Raw genomic sequence first — 15,259 nt, forward strand, 5'->3', positions numbered from 1 at the left:
TAACCACAGTTGGTGAGGTCGCACCAGCACGACACGGAGGAAGATGGTGCCTCGCCCGGTCGCCGTCTCACCCGTCGGGACACCCTGTGGACGCACCTGCGAGCGTGTGCTTTGATCCGGCCATGGAGACCACTGGCCAGGCACACACGGTGCTGCTCGACCCGTTCTGGGTGAGCCGCCGCGCCGACCAGTTCGACCAGATCTGTCGTTGACCGCCGTGTAACGGCTCGCGTCTCGCCCCTGCCTTCCCCGACCCGCTCTCGGCGCACCCCTCTTCCCTGTCGGCAATCGGCCGTTCCCGTACGGCCGTCGCCACGCGCGCCGCCGTGTCCGGGTCAGCCGCCGCCGCGAAGGAAACCCATGGCACAGCCCACCCACCTGCCCGTCATCGACATCTCCCGCTTCCGAGATCCCGGCACCGATCGCGACGCCTTCCTGGCCGAACTCCGCGCCGCCGCCCACGAAGTGGGGTTCTTCTACGTCACCGGACATGGCGTTCCCGCGTCCGTACGGGACGAGGCCCTGCACGCGGCCCGCGCCTTCTTCGCTCTTCCGGAAGAACTGCGGCTGGAGATCGAGAACCTCAACTCGCCCCAGTTCCGCGGATATACGCGCACCGGAACCGAGTACACGGCCGGCAGTGCCGACTGGCGTGAGCAGATCGACATCGGTCCGGAGCGCGCTGCCGTGGACGTCGGACCGGGCGATCCCGACTACCTCCGGCTCGTCGGGCCGAACCAATGGCCCTCCATGCGACCGGAGTTGCGCGACATCGTGCTGCGCTGGCAGGCGGAAGCGCTGCGGGTGAGCCGGGAGGTGCTGAGGGCACTGGCGGCCGCGCTCGGACAGGACCAGGGCTACTTCGACCAGTGGTTCGACGACGAGGCTGCCGTGCACGTGAAGATCGTGCACTATCCGCCGCGCCCCGCGGCCGACGCCGACCAGGGAGTGGGCGCCCACAAGGACTACGGCTATCTCGCCCTGTTGCAGCAGGACGAGGTCGGCGGGCTTCAGGTCCAGCGCGAGGACGGCGGCTGGATCGACGCCGTACCCGTCCCGGACGCCTTCGTGTTCAACATCGGCGAGATGCTGGAGATCGCCACCCAGGGCTATCTGAAGGCCACTCGACACCGGGTTGTCAGCCCGCAGCCGGGCGTGGACCGCTACTCCATCCCCTTCTTCCTCGGCCCGCGCCTCGACGCGGTCGTCAAGCCCCTCCAACTGCCGCCGGAGCTGGCGGCACGCAGCCGTGGTGTCACCGACGACCCGGACAACCCGCTCCTGGCGGCCTTCGGGGAGAACGCCGTGGTCGGCTGGCTCCGCTCGCATCCGCGGGTCGCCGAACGCTGGTGGGCCGACGTCCTGGCCAAGGGGGAGGGACGATGAGCAACTGGGCCTTCGAGACACGCCAGGTCCACGCGGGCGCCGTACCGGACCCCACCACCGGCGCACGCGCCGTGCCGATCCACCAGACCACCAGTTACGTCTACCGCGACACCGCGCACGCCGCCGCGGCCTTCGAACTCGCCGACCTCACCACGCACGCGTACACCCGGCTGTCGAACCCGACCACCGCAGTGGCCGAGGAGCGCATCGCGGCCCTGGAGGGCGGTTCGGCGGCCGTGGCGGTGGCCAGCGGACAGGCCGCGACCGCCCTGGCCCTCCTGAACCTGGCGCGCGCAGGCGACCACATCGTCGCCTCGTCCTCCCTCTACGGCGGTACCCGCACCCTTCTGGAACACACGTTCGCCGACTTCGGCATCGATGTCACCTTCGTCGACGACCCGGACGACCTGGGCGCCTGGTACTCCGCCGTACGCCCGACCACCCAGGCCTTCTTCGGCGAGAGCATCGGCAACCCGCGCGGCAACGTCCTCGACATCGAGGCCGTCGCCCGCATCGCCCACGAAGCAGGCGTCCCGCTCGTCATCGACAACACCGTGCTCACGCCCTACCTGCTGCGCCCCTTCGAGCACGGTGCCGACATCGTCGTGCACTCCACCACCAAGTTCCTGTCCGGACACGGCACAGGCATCGGCGGGGTCGTCGTCGACAGCGGCCACTTCGACTTCGGGGCGGACCCCGACCGGTGGCCGGGCCTGACCCGCCCCGACCCGACGTACAACGGGCTGTCCTTCTGGGACTCCTTCTCCGACCTCGGACTCGCCTACGCGCTGCGCCTGCGCACCCGGCTGGTCCGGGATCTGGGACCGGCCGTCTCACCCTTCAACAGCTTTCTGCTCCTCCAGGGACTGGAGACACTCAGCCTGCGCATCGAGCGGCACGTCGCGAACGCACAGACACTGGCCGCATGGCTGGAGGTACAGCCACAGGTCGGCCGAGTCCACTATGCGGGCCTGCCGTCCAGTCCCTGGGTGACCCAGGCCAAGCGGTACCTGCCGCGCGGCGCCGGAGCTGTCCTCGCCTTCGAACTCGCCGACGGACTGGAAGCCGGCCGCCGCTTCGTCGAAGGCGTACGGCTGTTCAGCCATCTCGCGAACATCGGCGACGTACGCAGCCTGGTCATCCATCCCGCCTCCACCACCCACGCCCAACTCGACGCCGGTCAGCAGGCGGCGGCCGGTGTGACCCCGGGCCTGGTGCGGCTCTCCGTAGGCCTCGAAGGCGTCGACGACCTCATCGCCGACCTCGAGACCGGCCTGAGAGCGGCCGCCGCATGAGCACCGACAACCTCTGCGATCCACGCACCGCCGACAGCCAAGGAGCACGATCCGCCATGCGCCGCAGCACCGCCGCCCGGCTCGCCGCCACCGCAGCACTCGTCGGCCTGGCCGCCACCGCCTGCGGCACCGGCTCGGCCGACGACCCGGCGAACGCCGGACAGACCAGCCAGGCCGCCGAGCCGACCGAGATCGACACCGGCGCCACCGTCGACGTACGCCTCGTGCTGGAGCCGACGAGCCTCGACATCGCCTCGACAGCGGGCGCGGCGCTCGACCAGATCCTGCTCGACAACATCTACCAGGGTCTGCTGACCCGCGACGAGGACAACAAGGTCGAGCCGAGCCTCGCCACCAAGTACGAGGAGTCGTCCGACGGGCTTACCTACACCTTCCAGCTCGCGAAGGACGCCACCTTCCACGACGGCAGCAAGGTCACCGCGGCCGACGCCGTCTGGTCGTTGCAGCAGGTCACGAAGGCCGGCTCGAAGAACCCCGACGCGGCGGCGCTCGCGTCGGTGAAGAGCGTGTCCGCCTCCGACGACCACACCGTCGTCGTCAAGCTCAAACACCGTGACACCGGCCTCACTTGGGGCCTGACCGGCAGAGCGGGCATCGTCTTCAAGAAGGGCACCGACTTCTCCACGCTCGCCGGCCAGGAGAACGGCACCGGGCCCTTCAAGCTCAGCGGCTGGAAGCGCGGTTCCTCCATCACCTTCGTCCGCAACGACGCCTACTGGGGGAAGAAGGCCAAGGTCGCCAAGGTCGTCTTCCACTACATCAAGGACGACAACGCTGCCAACAACGCGCAGCGGACGGGACAGACCGACGTCGAGACGGCGGCCCAGGCCGACCTGCTCCAGCCATTCTCCGACAAGAGCAAGTACACGGTGCTGCGCGGCGACACCACCGACAAGTTCACGCTCGCGCTGAACAACACCTCGGGCCCGACGAAGGACATAAGGGTCCGCCGCGCCATCCGCCAGGCCATCGACAACGCCGGTCTCATCAAGACCCTCGGCGGCGCCGCCAAGCAGGTCGGCGGACCCGTCCCGGCCACCGACCCCGGCTACGAGGACCTCACCTCGATCGACGCGTACGACCCGGACAGCGCCAAGAAGCTGCTGAAGCAGGCGGGTTACGGCGACGGCCTGAAGCTCACCGTCAAGATTCCCAACATCTACCCGACCGAGATCGGCGACTACCTCGCCTCCCAGCTGGGGCAGGTCGGCATCCGACTCACCGTCCGGCAGGTGGAGTTCCAGACCTGGCTCGACGCCGTCTACACCAAGCACGACTTCCAGCTCAGCCTTGTCGACCACGCCGAGGCCCGCTGCCACGCCAGCCCAGGTCGCGGCCGTACGCCACGACCTGGGGCTGGAGCCAGGACGGCCGTACCGATGGCCACTCCACCATTGAATCCTCCCCTCCCTTCAGTTATCGGCGGTTTGCCATGAGGGTTGGCATGTTGCCGCAGCGTGTGACGTTGATGAGATCGATGGGACGTGGGCGATGTCAGTGGGTGACCGTATCTTGGCTCGATGATTCGGAACGTGGTCGACAAGCGTGCCGTCGAGGCCGCGGTCGTGGATGCTCAACGGGCGGTGGCCGAGTTCGACGGGGCCCGCCAGTGGCTCGCCGCTGCCCGGCAGGGGCCGATGGAGCCACTTGGGGCCGAGGTCTGGGTATTCGACACGACCCTTGCCCAGGTGTTGTTGGTGAAGCACCGCTGGCGGGGGTGGGTTCCGCCGGGCGGGAAGGTCGAAGCCGGAGAAACGCCCCGCGAGGGTGCGAGCCGGGAACTGCTCGAAGAGACGGGTCTTCAGCCGGAACTGCTGCCTGACCCGGCGGCGGTTGCGGTTCGCTCGTATCACCCGGGCTATCCGGTCACTCTGGGGTTGTCGTATGCGACGGTCGTTGATGCGGCAACCCCGTTCGTCGCGGAGGACGGGCAGCCGGTGGCATGGACGCGTTTGGACGAGGGCTGGGAGAGCTGCTTTCCCGATGATCTGTTGCGTATCCGTCAGCACGCGGCATGGTTGGCTGGCCGGATGGGCCGTCACTGAGGAGTTGCCTCGGGTCCGCCGCGACGTGCGAGTTCGCGGCGGAGTTCGAGGTTCTCGCCGTGGGCCTGTGCGAGCGCGTCCCGCAGGGCCTGTGTCTCTTGGCGGATCTGCTTTTTGAGGCGGGCGACCTCGGTCGTGAGGGCCAGGACGAGGTTGCTCTCACTGTTGTCCGCTGGTTGGGGCCGGGGGGTCGGCAGGTTCTGGCGGCGGAGGCGTGAGATGCGTTCGCGCAGGGTGGGGTGCGTGTAGAGGAAGGAGTGGGAGACGCCGGCCTCGCGCTGGACGGCCTGGAAAGTGATCGGTTCGCCGCGCTTGGTCAGGGCGCGGATGGCAGCCTCGGCGGCCTTGGTCTTTGCCTCGGATTTGTGGCGGGCGGCTTGGGCGAGGGTCTCGGTGCGGCGCTGGCGGTTGTCGGTCACGGTTGTGTCTGCCGGTGGCGGGTGAGGTCGATGGACACGGGCGTCGGGCTGGTAGGGCTCCCGGCGCCTTGGAGGGCTCGGCCGGGGGCGGACTGCATGGAAGTGAGGAGCCGGGTGAGCGCGTCGCGTTCGGCGGCGCGCTGGATGAGCCAGATGTTGTCGTCGGGCATGGGACGGCCGTGGCGGTTCTGGAACTGGGTGGTGGTGCGCTCGATCAGAGCGACGGTCTCTGCCTCTGGCGTCATGCCCTCACCCCCGCCCGTGTCCCGGTCGACTCCCACCCCACCGCGGGAGCGTACGTACGATATCCGCACAGCCGCACGTCCTTCTCGCAACGATCACCTCGAACGGCGAACACAGGCACACGCGTTCGCCGTCCCGGGCTTCGCCGGGCAGGCCGTTACGGGCGCTCCGTGCCCGAGAGCCCGGATGCGGCGACACTCCGCGTCGCTGCCGCAGGACGCGATTCCTCCCCGGCGTGAACGCCGGGGCCTCCTCGCAAGAGTCAGGTGAAGCTTGTGGATCGCGAGGCTGTTGGCCCCGGTCGACTGGGCGAGGCACTTGCCCTCCGATGGCGTCACCCCGTGGCGGCGAGGGTGTCCGTACGTCCGCCCAGCGCGGCGGAGAACTGGTCTGTGACCTGCTCCAATGCCTCGGCGGCAGCGGGCGCGACGATCGACGCGGCGCCTTCCGCGGCGATGTCCTGGTCGAGTGTGAACCAGCCGGGCACGATGTGCGCCGCGCCCATGGAACTCAGAACCGGGCGCAGGGCGTAGTCGATGGCCAGGACGTGGGCCGTGCTGCCACCGGTGGCCAGCGGCAGCACGGTCTTGCCGGTCAGCGCGTACTGCGGGAGCAGGTCGAGAAGCGACTTCAACAGGCCCGAGTAGGCGGCCTTGTACACAGGCGTGCCGATCACGACCCCGTCCGCCCGTGCGAACAGATCCGTGGCGGCGACGATCGCCGGATGTGCGAAGTCCGCGCCGAGCAGCGCCTCGGGTGGCAGGGTGCGCACCTCCAGCGGGGTCACCTCGTGCCCCTGCCGCCGCAGCCGGTCGTCCAGATGGCGCAACAGCCGGGTGGTACGGGAGGTGGGGGAGGGGCTTCCGGAAACGGACAGTATGGCAGCCACGCGGGGACCTTTCTGGAATGAGGTTCAGACGTGCGAACAAGGCCGACTCGTACGGCGGTTACTCACCACGCGCTGGACCGCACCGTGACCACAGGGCGCAGCTCGTTGCGGAGCGTTTCGAGGAACGAGACGACCTCGGCCGCCGCCGAACGGTGCTGGAGGTCGTTGAGGACGTCGTGATGGGCGCCGTGCACGACCGACAGGCGGGCGCGGGGCAGTGACTTCGCCGTGCGCGCCAGCACCTCGTGGTCGGCGAGGGGATCGGTGTCCCCGACGAGGAGCAGGACCGGAACGTCGACGTCGCCGTCGTGGACGGCGGTGAGCAGGGCATCCGGCAGGGCGTCGTCGAGCGCGCCCCGCCGCACCTGGGGATCCTCGGTGAGCACGCCCCGGTGGGCGGGGCAGGAGGTCCGGATGGCGAGTTCGTCGTCCCAGGTCTCGGCAGCGCCCGCGGCCCGCCCGGGCAGGCCGGCGAGGACGAGGGCGTCGGGCTGCCGAGCGGCCGACCCCCCGGCCCGGCCGAGGAGCGCGGCGACCGCGGCGGCACCCGAGTCTGCTCCGACGAGCACGACGGGCTGGACCACATCGCCCTCGGACACGGTGCCCTCGACGGCGTCGGCGACCTGGGCGGCGAAGCCGTCCAACGAGGCCCCCAGGTCCTCGGCGGCGAGGTCCGGGCCGTCGATCACACGCACGCGGTAGGCGTCCGCGGCGAGCCGCCTGCCGAAGCGAGCGTAGGTCGCGCGTGTCTCGCCCCGGCCGGGAACCACGATGACGGTGCCACGGGTGCGCAGGCCTTCGGGGCCGTAGTAGTCGCTGTACTGGGTCATGTCACACTCCTGCGGATGCGGATGCGGATGCGGCCTGGTGCGCGGGTGTCCAGCCCACCGCGGGGGCCACTTCGGTCGCGATGAGTTCGAGCGCGCGGACGGTCGCGTCGTGGTCGGGAACGGCGGGGTTGAACTGGGCGATCAGATCCGTCGCGACGGGCAGGACCCTCTCCTGCCGCAGCGCCGCGACGATCTCGTCGGGGTGGCCGTAGAAGCAGTGGAAACGGCGCAGCGCCTCGGCCGCGTCCAGGCCCTTGGGGAATGCGCCGTGCTCCGCCATGCGCAGTGCCGCGCGGTGGACGTCGTCACCGATGTGGCGCAGCGCCGTGCGCCGGTCCTTGGCCGGGAACACGAAACGGGAGAGACCGATGCGCGGGCGGCGCGGCCGGTTCCAGGCGCCGAGATAGGTGTCGGCCCAGGGGCGCTGCACCTCGTCGGTGGGAGCGTCGAAGCCGTAGGCCGCCCGGTTGAGCAACAGGTTCGAACCGCGCTCCGCGGCGTACGCGGCACCCTGCGCGCTGAACACGCCTTGCCAGATGCGGTCGGTGAAGTCGCCCGCCTCCGGCTGGATCCGGAATCCGGGCGTGCCCACCTCCCGGTTGGCCAAGGCCTGGCGCAGGACGTCGAGGTTCTGGCTGGTCAACTCGCGTTTGCGGGCGACGTCCTGGCCGAAGGCGGCGTATTCCAGATCGCTCGACCCGCTGCCCACGCCGATCTCGACCCGCCCGCCGCTGAGGGTGTCGACGGTGGCGATGTCCTCGGCGAGGCGGACCGGATTCTCCAGCGGAAGGACGGTGACCGCGGTGCCGAGCCGGATACGGGTGGTCCGCGCCGCCGCGTGGGCGAGGAAGGTCCACGGGGAGGACAGTCCACCGCCGCTGAGCGGTACGTGGTGCTGGGCGACCCAGCCGACGTCGAAGCCGAGTTCGTCGGCGACGGTGAACAGTTCCTGGGCGTTGCGATAGGTGCGGGCGAAGCCGCCGTCACGGCCCTGGACATGGGTGAGAAAGCCCAGCCGGAGCCGAGGTTTCTCGCTCGTCATCGGATTCCTTTCGTGGATACCCCCGGCTTCAGCCGGGGGAGGAAACGAAACTCCTGCGAAGCAGGGCAGGGGGCTGGGATTCGCCGCCAGGGCGGACGTCGACCGCCGACGGCGGAGTGGCGGACGGGAAGCGGACGGTGTGGACGTCACGGCCCCCCGTCACCGACAGGTCGCTCACAGCTCCGCCTCAGTCCTGCACGAGCTGCGGCTCGCGGGCGTGCCGGTTGACCGGGACCGGCAGTCCGAGGTTCCCGCGGAGGGTGTCGGCCGCGTACTCGGTACGGAACAGGCCGCGCTTCTGGAGGATCGGCACCACACCGTCGACAAAGAGGTGCAGCTCCTCCTCGGTGCGGAAGGCGAGATTGATGCCGTCGAAGGTCCCGGCGTCGAACCACCGCTCGATGGTGTCGGCGACGGTGCGCGGGTCCCCGACGAACGGCGACTGACGGAACTGGTTCACCGACTCGGCTACTTGACGCAGCGTCAGGTTCTCCGCGCGGGCCCGCTCGATAAGTTTCGCCGCGCCGGTGCGGCCGCCCTTCTCCGCGAGGTGCGTGACATCCGGGAAGGGCGCGTCCAGGTCGTGCACGCTGAAGTCGTAGGCCCCGAAGGAACGGCCCAGCAGGGCGAGGTTGCGGTCGAAGTCGTTGTCCTCCTCGAAGATCTCCCGCTCGCGGCGGCGGGCCGCCTCGTCGGTCGCGGCGACGACCGGGCCGCCGTGGATGAAGATCTTGATGTGGTCGGGGTCGCGGCCGTAGGCGGCGGTGCGCTTCTTGATGTCGGCGTAGTACTCCTGCGCCTGTTCCAGGGTGCCGCCGGGCGCGTAGATGCCCTCGGCGACCTGAGCGGCGAGATCGCGGCCCTCCTCGGACACCCCGGCCTGGAAGATCACCGGCTGGCCCTGCGGGGAACGGGAGAGGTTGAGCGGCCCGGCCACCTTGAAGTGCTCGCCCACGTGGTCGAGTTCGTGCAGCTTGGACGGGTCCAGGAAGACGCCCCGCTCGACGTCGGCGGGGAAGGCATCGTCCTCGTAGGAGTCCCACAGCCCGCGGGCGACCTGGACGAACTCCAGGGCGCGGCCGTAGCGGGTGGTGTAGTCCAGGTGCTCGTCCAGCCCGTAGTTGCGGGAGGTGCCGGTGTCGAAGCTGGTGACGACGTTCCAGCCCGCGCGGCCGCCGCTGATGTGGTCGAGCGAGGCGAACCGGCGGGCGAGGTTGAACGGCGAGTTGTACGTCGAGCTGGCGGTGCCGACCAGGCCGATGTGCCGGGTGTGAGTGGCGACCGCGGACAGCAGGGTCAGCGGCTCCAGGCGGTTGAGGTAGTGCGCCGGGTAGGTCGCGTTGATGAACTGGCTGTCCACGATGAACAAGGCGTCGAACAGGGCGTGTTCGGCCGCCTGGGCCAACCGGATGTAGTAGTCGATGTCGATGCTGGCGTTCTTCGCGACGCGCGGGTCCTTCCACAGGCCGTGCTGGCCCGGGCCGCCGACGCCGTAGGGGTGGAGGGCGAGGTGGATGGTGCGGGGCATGGCTGTTCCTGTCTGTCGTGGGCTCAGGCGTGCAACAGGGCACGCAGCGCTTCGCGTTCGGCCCGGCCGGCGGGCGCGCTGTGCAGGGTGGGAGCGGACCTGACGAGCAGGCGTGTGTAGGGGTGTTGCGGTGTGCTGATGACGTCACCGGCAGCGCCGACCTCGACCAGTTCGCCCTGGTACAGCACCGCGATGCGGTCGGCGACACCGGCCACGGAGCCGAGGTCGTGGGAGATGAAGACGAGGGCCACGCCGTCGGCGCGGAGTTCCTTGAGGATCTGCAGGACCTGGACGCGGTTGGCGGAGTCCAGGGCGCTGACCGGCTCGTCCAGGATGACCAGGCGCGGTTCGGTGACCAGGGCCCTTGCCACCGCGACGCGTTGGCGCTGCCCGCCGGAGAGCTCGCCGGGCAGCCGGTCGAGGAGGTCCTCGGCGAGGCGGACCCGGGAGAGGAAGGCCCGCACCCGGCCGGCCGCCTCCGCGCGGGACACACCCTGGACGAGCAGCGGTTCGGCCAACGAGTCCTCGACGGTGACATCCGGGTCGAGACTGCGCAGGGGGTCCTGGAAGACGTACTGGATCACGCCCCGGCGGCGCAGCGCGCGCCACTGGCGGGGACCGTACGCGCTGACCTCCTCGCCGCCGACGACGATCGAGCCGGCGGAGGCGCGCACGAGGCCGAGCACGGTACGCGCGAGCGTGGACTTGCCCGAGCCTGTCTCGCCGATGATGCCGACCGTCTCGCCCGGCGCGATGCTCAGGGAGACCTCGTGCAGGGCGCGGCGGCGTCGGCGGCGCGGTCCGTAGTGCACCTCCAGCCCCTCGACCGCCAGGACCGGGGCGGCGGGTTCCTGGGCCGGATCGATACTCACGCGTCCTCCTTGGGGGCGAGAAACCTGTCCAGCCCGTACTGCTCGTGCTCGGCGATCAGGAGCTGGGTGTACTCGTGGCGGGGATGGTGGAGGACCTCGTGGGTCGGGCCCTGTTCGACCACCTCGCCCTGGCGCAGGACGAGGACCTCGTCGCACAGCTGGGCGACGACGGCCAGGTCGTGGGAGACCACGACGAGGGCCAGACCGGTCCGTTCGCGCAGGTCGGCAAGCAGGTCGAGGATCTCGGCCTGGACAGTGACGTCGAGCGCGGTCGTGGCTTCGTCGGCGATCAGGACGCGCGGGTCGGCGGCGATCGCCGCGGCGATGAGCACCCGCTGGAGCATGCCGCCTGACAGCTCGTAGGTGTACTGGCCGTACACCAGCTCCGGATCCCGCAGGTGCACGGCGCGCAGCAGCTCGATCGTCCGTCGGCGTGCCTCGCGCCGCTTGACCTTCTTCTTGACCCGGATCACCTCGGCGACCTGTGCGCCCACGCGGATCGAGGGGTTGAGGTAGGAAGCCGGGTCCTGGAAGACCGCGCTGATCGTCGAGCCGCGCAGGGAGGTCCACTCGGCGGGGGAGAAGCCGGTGATGTCGTGGCCGTCGAGCTCGATCGAGCCGCCGGTGACCTCGAAGTGGGCGGGCAGGATGCCCAGGGCGGCCCGGCAGGTGAGCGTCTTTCCGCTGCCGGACTCGCCGACGATGCCGACCGTCCTGCCCGGGGTGAGGTCGAAGCTCACCCCGTGGACGATCTCCCGTCCGCCGACCTGGTCGCTGATGTGCACGTCGCGCACCGACAGCACGGGCGCCGACGGCTGGGCCCGCTTTTCGGTGTCCTCGGCGGGCGCTTGGAGCTTCTCGGACAGCGTGCTCATCACGCACCTCCGGCGGGAGCGGGGTCGGCCTTGTCGAGCCGGTTGGCGCGGGCCCTACGGCTGTTGAGCAGTGCGCGGCCCGCCTCGCCGGAGACGTCGCGGATGGCGTCTGCGAGGAGATTGCAGGCCCAGACGGTGACCACGATCAGCAGGGCCGGAGTGAGCGGCGCCCACGGGCGGTGGCTGAGGTAGCCGAGGTCCGAGGCGAGCAGACCGCCCCAGGTGGGAGCGGGTGGCTGCACGCCGATGCCGAGGAACGTCAGGCTCGACACGATCACGAAGCCGACGCCTATGGTCTGGGCGAGGGCGACCGCGATGGGCGGCAGCACCTTGACCCAGACGTGGCGGCGCACGACCCAGCCGAGTGAGGCGCCGGAGATGAGCGCGGCCTCCACGTACTGGGAGCGGGCCACGGCCAGCGTGGCGGCGCGGGAGACCCGGTAGAACAGCGGGGAGACCAGCACCCCGGTGACGAGCATCGCCTGGGTGATGCCGTTGCCGAGCAGCGCGACGACGGCGACGGCGAACAGTAGGAAGGGGAGGGCGACCAGGGTGTCGGCGAGCCTGAGGGTGATCCATTCGAAGGCCCGGCCCAGGTAGACCGACAGGATGCCGGGGACCACACCGACCACCAGCGCGGTGAGCGCGACCTCCAGTGAGCCGAGCACGCTGACACGGGAACCGTCGAGGAGCCGGCTCAGCACGTCCCGGCCCAGGTAGTCGGTCCCCAGCCAGTGCGCGCCGGAAGCGGCGGCGAGGGTGTTGTCACTGGTCGCCAGCGGATCCTGGGGAGCCAGCAGCGGGCCGAGCGCGGCGAGGACGGCGATCACGGCCAGAACGGCCACGGCGATCCGCCCGGACGGCAGGGCCAGAACACGGCGCACCATGGGTCACACCCCCCGCTGCGATGCGGGCGTCACACGCGCCAGCACCAGGTTGACGAGCAGGTTGAACACGACGACCAGCACGATCGACACGACGAGGACGCCTTGTACGGCCGGTACGTCGCCGGCCTGCGCGGAGTCGTTGGCGAACCGGCCGAACCCCTGGAGACCGAAGATCCACTCCGTGACGACGGAGGCACCGACGAGGGAGGGGAACTTCAGGCCGAGGGTCGCGAGCGCCGGCCCGAGACCGTTGCGCAGCACGTGGCCGAAGAAGACCCGGCGTGGGCTGAGACCCCTGACGACGGCGCCCGTCACGTAGTTCTCGCGGTAGGCCGCGATGAGACTGGAGCGCAGTTGGCGGGCGACGTCGGCGACGACGTCGAAGCTCAACGCGACGGCCGGCAGGGTGATGTGGGCGAGCCACGGCCCCAGTCCCTGCTCCGCCGGGATGTACCCGGCGGAGGGGAACAGCTTCAGTTGGACGGCGAAGACCGCGACCAGCACGATCCCCACGACGAAGGCCGGCATCACCGAGATCGCCGTGACGAAGCCGGTGATGGCGCGGTCGATCCAGGTCGTGCGGCGCAGGGCCGCGACCGTGCCGAGGGCGAAGCCCACGACCACGCCGATCAGCAGCGCGAAGGTCGCCACCGACAGGCTCACGCCGAGGCCGAGGCCGATCAGGGTGGAGATGTCGGCGCCGTTGGTCCAGCTCACCCCGAGCTGTCCGTGCAGGACGCCGTTGAACCAGTCGCCGTACTGCACCAGGAAGGGCCGGTCCAGGCCCCACTGTGCCTCGACCCTGGCGATCGCCTCGGGTGTCGCTTCCTCGCCCAGCTGGATCCGCGCCGGGCTGAGCCCGCTGAGCGAGCGCAGCGCGAACGTCACGAACGTCGCGACCAGGAAGACGGGCACGAAGATCGCGATCGAGCGGGCGAGGGTGGCCAGAACGCGGCCCAGTGTGTGCCGCGTCCTGGCCGCGGCGACCGTGCGACGGACGTCGGGTGTGGCGTGAGCTTCCGTCGTCGTCATGGGGTGCCCCCTCTCAGTGGTGGACGAAGGTGGTCAGTTGCCGCCGATGGTCACGCCGGTCCAGTCGATGTGGGCCGGGTTCTTCGGCAGGTCGGAGACGGACTTGCTCTTGGCGATGAGGTTGGGCTGGGAGTACGTGAACACCAGCGCCTTGCTCTGCAGACCGGCGCGGGTCGCGGCCTGGAGAACCTTCGTGTAGTCGGGCGAGTCCAGCGGGGTCTGGCGGACCTTGGCGACGGCCGCCTCGAAGCCGGAGGGCTCGTAGGGCGAGCTGAGGTTGAGGGGGCCGTTGGGGCCGAAGTGCGCGGTGAGGGTCTGCACCGCCGAGTCCCGACCCGTGGTGCTGTACAGCGAGAACGTCAGGTCCTTGGCGAAGAACGGCGTCGCCCAGTTCTTGTCGATCTTGATGTTGACGGTGATGCCGACCTTCGCCAGTTGCGACTGGACGATCTCCGCCTGGGGGTCGTCCGCCGGGATGACCAGGTTCAGCTTGATGTCACCGGACTTGTATCCCGCCTCGGCGAGGAGCTTCTTCGACTTCGCCGGGTCATAGGGGTAGCCGTTCGCGGACTCGGGGTCGTAGGCCACATATCCCTTGGGGAAGGGCTGGTCGGTCACCTCGCCATAGCCGAACGTCAGCTTGTCGACGAACTCCTGACGGTTGATGGCGTAGCGGACCGCGTCGACGACCTTGTCGTTGTCGAACGGCGCCTTGTTGATGTTCAGGCTGATGTTGGAGGCGTTGAACCCGGGCTGGACGAAGACGTCCAGGCCGGCCTTCTTGGCGGCGTCCGCCTGACTGGGGTCGATGTCGGCGAAGTTGTAGACGCCGGTCTGTAGGCCGGAGACCACCGTGGAGGCGTCGGGGGCCGAGGTCAGTTCGACGTTGTCGATGTGGATGTTCTCGGCGTCCCAGTAGTCCGGGTTCTTCTTCAGGACCGCCTTGGTGCCCGGCACGATCTGGGTGACGACGAACGGGCCCGCGCCGACCGGGTTCTGGTCCAGCTTCTGCGGGGACTTCGCCGCCTTCGGGCTGGCGATCTGCAGCACGCGCTCCCCGAGAAGCTGGGGGATCTGGTAGTCGACCTGGCTGAGATGGATGACCGCGTCGAGTCCCTCGGCGTCCACCGACTTGATGGAGGTCAGGTCACCGAAGAGTGCGGAGTTCTTCTGGTTCTTGGCGCGTTCGATGGCCGCCTTCACGGCGGCGGCGTCGAGCGGCTCCCCGTCGCTGAACTTGAGGCCCGGGCGCAGATGGAAGGTGATCTGGTCGCCCTTCGCGTTGTACTCCCAGCTCTTGGCCAGGTCGGGCACGGCCTTGCCGTTCTCGTCGGTGCGGGTCAACGAGGCATACACCAGGGCGAGTTCGCGGAACTGGGCACCGCTGCCGCCGACCACCGGGTCCCAGTGGGTGGGGAAGTAGGAGGAGGTCCACTTCAGGGCGGCGTTGCCGCTCGCGGACGCGGTGTCACCGCCGCAGGCGCTGAGTGCCGGGACGAGCACGGTGGCGAGGGCGGTCCCCAGGGCGGCTGCACGCAGCCGGGCCCGGTGCTGGGAGAGGAGGTTCAGTCTGGGGCGGTGCGGCGTGAGTCGTCCGAACATCTCAATTCTTTCTTCGAGGGCTCCGGCCGTGTCAGGGCTGCGGGCTCGGGAACGAGGGCGGTGTGGGCGCGGCATCGGACGTCGGCGCATGCCGGGACGGGCACGCCGACGCGCTGCGGTGCGCGCAGGGGCATGCCGATCTCAGGGCATGAGAAGTCGGCGGAGTCGCGGGGGAGAGCCGGGATGTGAGAGGGAGGCAGGCGACGAGGCGCGAAGGAAGGGGCGCGCCATGACAAGCACTGGGCGGCCAAGCGGCGTGAGGCCGGTGCCGGCGGTCAGGCGCCTGTGGGCCG

15 protein-coding genes are annotated in these 15,259 nt (G+C 69.9%); 4 read left to right on the forward strand and 11 right to left on the reverse strand.

From position 1 onward, the window contains the following. Positions 1–360: 360 nt before the first annotated feature. The 4 genes from ABT114_RS28145 (at position 361) to ABT114_RS28160 (ending at position 4,747) form a co-directional block, all read left to right on the forward strand. Positions 361–1,386 (forward strand): isopenicillin N synthase family dioxygenase, encoded by a 1,026-nt coding sequence (locus ABT114_RS28145; RefSeq protein ID WP_351145672.1) that lies wholly within the window; start codon positions 361–363, stop codon positions 1,384–1,386. Further along, positions 1,383–2,681, forward strand: coding sequence for an O-acetylhomoserine aminocarboxypropyltransferase/cysteine synthase family protein (locus tag ABT114_RS28150; RefSeq protein ID WP_351145673.1), 1,299 nt, complete (start codon positions 1,383–1,385; stop codon positions 2,679–2,681). Before ABT114_RS28145 ends, ABT114_RS28150 begins: the two co-directional genes overlap by 4 nt. A gap of 56 nt (positions 2,682–2,737) precedes the next feature. Beyond that, positions 2,738–4,138: an ABC transporter substrate-binding protein gene (locus tag ABT114_RS28155; protein ID WP_351145674.1), complete on the forward strand. Its 1,401-nt coding sequence runs from the start codon at positions 2,738–2,740 to the stop codon at positions 4,136–4,138. 96 nt (positions 4,139–4,234) lie between these two features. Further along, a complete protein-coding gene (locus ABT114_RS28160; protein WP_502988403.1) occupies positions 4,235–4,747 on the forward strand; it encodes an NUDIX domain-containing protein in 513 nt (170 codons plus the stop codon). Here ABT114_RS28160 and ABT114_RS28165 read toward each other — a convergent pair. From ABT114_RS28165 to ABT114_RS28215, 11 genes are all read right to left on the reverse strand, one after another. After that, a complete protein-coding gene (locus ABT114_RS28165) occupies positions 4,741–5,166 on the reverse strand; it encodes a DUF6262 family protein (RefSeq protein WP_351145675.1) in 426 nt (141 codons plus the stop codon). The genes ABT114_RS28160 and ABT114_RS28165 overlap by 7 nt on opposite strands. Then, positions 5,163–5,411 (reverse strand): hypothetical protein, encoded by a 249-nt coding sequence (locus ABT114_RS28170; RefSeq protein WP_351145676.1) that lies wholly within the window; start codon positions 5,409–5,411, stop codon positions 5,163–5,165. Before ABT114_RS28170 ends, ABT114_RS28165 begins: the two co-directional genes overlap by 4 nt. Before the next feature lie 332 nt (positions 5,412–5,743). Beyond that, complete coding sequence (gene ssuE / locus ABT114_RS28175; RefSeq protein WP_351145677.1) at positions 5,744–6,298, reverse strand: NADPH-dependent FMN reductase; 555 nt, start codon at positions 6,296–6,298, stop codon at positions 5,744–5,746. A 62-nt stretch (positions 6,299–6,360) separates the two neighbouring features. Then, positions 6,361–7,128 carry an alpha/beta hydrolase gene (locus tag ABT114_RS28180; protein ID WP_351145678.1) on the reverse strand — a complete coding sequence of 256 codons (768 nt, stop codon included), beginning with the start codon at positions 7,126–7,128 and terminating at the stop codon, positions 6,361–6,363. A gap of 1 nt (position 7,129) precedes the next feature. Next, positions 7,130–8,170, reverse strand: a complete 1,041-nt coding sequence (locus ABT114_RS28185; RefSeq protein ID WP_351145679.1) for an LLM class flavin-dependent oxidoreductase — start codon at positions 8,168–8,170, stop codon at positions 7,130–7,132. A 187-nt stretch (positions 8,171–8,357) separates the two neighbouring features. Then, positions 8,358–9,698 carry an LLM class flavin-dependent oxidoreductase gene (locus ABT114_RS28190; RefSeq protein WP_351145680.1) on the reverse strand — a complete coding sequence of 447 codons (1,341 nt, stop codon included), beginning with the start codon at positions 9,696–9,698 and terminating at the stop codon, positions 8,358–8,360. A gap of 23 nt (positions 9,699–9,721) precedes the next feature. Further along, the gene (locus ABT114_RS28195; RefSeq protein WP_351145681.1) at positions 9,722–10,570 is read right to left on the reverse strand and encodes an ABC transporter ATP-binding protein; all 849 of its coding nucleotides are present in this window, start codon (positions 10,568–10,570) and stop codon (positions 9,722–9,724) included. Continuing rightward, a complete protein-coding gene (locus ABT114_RS28200) occupies positions 10,567–11,445 on the reverse strand; it encodes an ABC transporter ATP-binding protein (protein ID WP_351145682.1) in 879 nt (292 codons plus the stop codon). The genes ABT114_RS28195 and ABT114_RS28200 overlap by 4 nt, the downstream gene beginning before the upstream one ends. Next, entirely contained in the window at positions 11,445–12,332 is an 888-nt protein-coding gene (locus ABT114_RS28205; protein WP_351145683.1) for an ABC transporter permease, read from the reverse strand. The genes ABT114_RS28200 and ABT114_RS28205 overlap by 1 nt, the downstream gene beginning before the upstream one ends. 3 nt (positions 12,333–12,335) lie before the next feature. Next, entirely contained in the window at positions 12,336–13,364 is a 1,029-nt protein-coding gene (locus tag ABT114_RS28210; RefSeq protein ID WP_351145684.1) for an ABC transporter permease, read from the reverse strand. Between the two features lie 33 nt (positions 13,365–13,397). Then, the gene (locus tag ABT114_RS28215) at positions 13,398–14,966 is read right to left on the reverse strand and encodes an ABC transporter substrate-binding protein (RefSeq protein ID WP_351145685.1); all 1,569 of its coding nucleotides are present in this window, start codon (positions 14,964–14,966) and stop codon (positions 13,398–13,400) included. Positions 14,967–15,259: the final 293 nt, after the last annotated feature.

This window comes from Streptomyces sp. NPDC002088 (assembly GCF_040296605.1).
In the GTDB taxonomy this organism is placed as follows: Bacteria; Actinomycetota; Actinomycetes; order Streptomycetales; family Streptomycetaceae; genus Streptomyces.

Excerpts from the sequence above, each read along its gene's own strand:
- ABT114_RS28185 (WP_351145679.1), bottom strand. The coding sequence starts at position 8,170 with ATGACGAGCGAGAAACCTCGGCTCCGGCTGGGCTTTCTCACCCATGTC.
- ABT114_RS28145 (WP_351145672.1), top strand. The coding sequence starts at position 361 with ATGGCACAGCCCACCCACCTGCCCGTCATCGACATCTCCCGCTTCCGA.
- ABT114_RS28190 (WP_351145680.1), bottom strand. The coding sequence starts at position 9,698 with ATGCCCCGCACCATCCACCTCGCCCTCCACCCCTACGGCGTCGGCGGC.
- ABT114_RS28215 (WP_351145685.1), bottom strand. The coding sequence starts at position 14,966 with ATGTTCGGACGACTCACGCCGCACCGCCCCAGACTGAACCTCCTCTCC.
- ABT114_RS28205 (WP_351145683.1), bottom strand. The coding sequence starts at position 12,332 with ATGGTGCGCCGTGTTCTGGCCCTGCCGTCCGGGCGGATCGCCGTGGCC.
- ABT114_RS28150 (WP_351145673.1), top strand. The coding sequence starts at position 1,383 with ATGAGCAACTGGGCCTTCGAGACACGCCAGGTCCACGCGGGCGCCGTA.
- ABT114_RS28210 (WP_351145684.1), bottom strand. The coding sequence starts at position 13,364 with ATGACGACGACGGAAGCTCACGCCACACCCGACGTCCGTCGCACGGTC.
- ABT114_RS28200 (WP_351145682.1), bottom strand. The coding sequence starts at position 11,445 with ATGAGCACGCTGTCCGAGAAGCTCCAAGCGCCCGCCGAGGACACCGAA.
- ABT114_RS28180 (WP_351145678.1), bottom strand. The coding sequence starts at position 7,128 with ATGACCCAGTACAGCGACTACTACGGCCCCGAAGGCCTGCGCACCCGT.
- ABT114_RS28155 (WP_351145674.1), top strand. The coding sequence starts at position 2,738 with ATGCGCCGCAGCACCGCCGCCCGGCTCGCCGCCACCGCAGCACTCGTC.
- ABT114_RS28170 (WP_351145676.1), bottom strand. The coding sequence starts at position 5,411 with ATGACGCCAGAGGCAGAGACCGTCGCTCTGATCGAGCGCACCACCACC.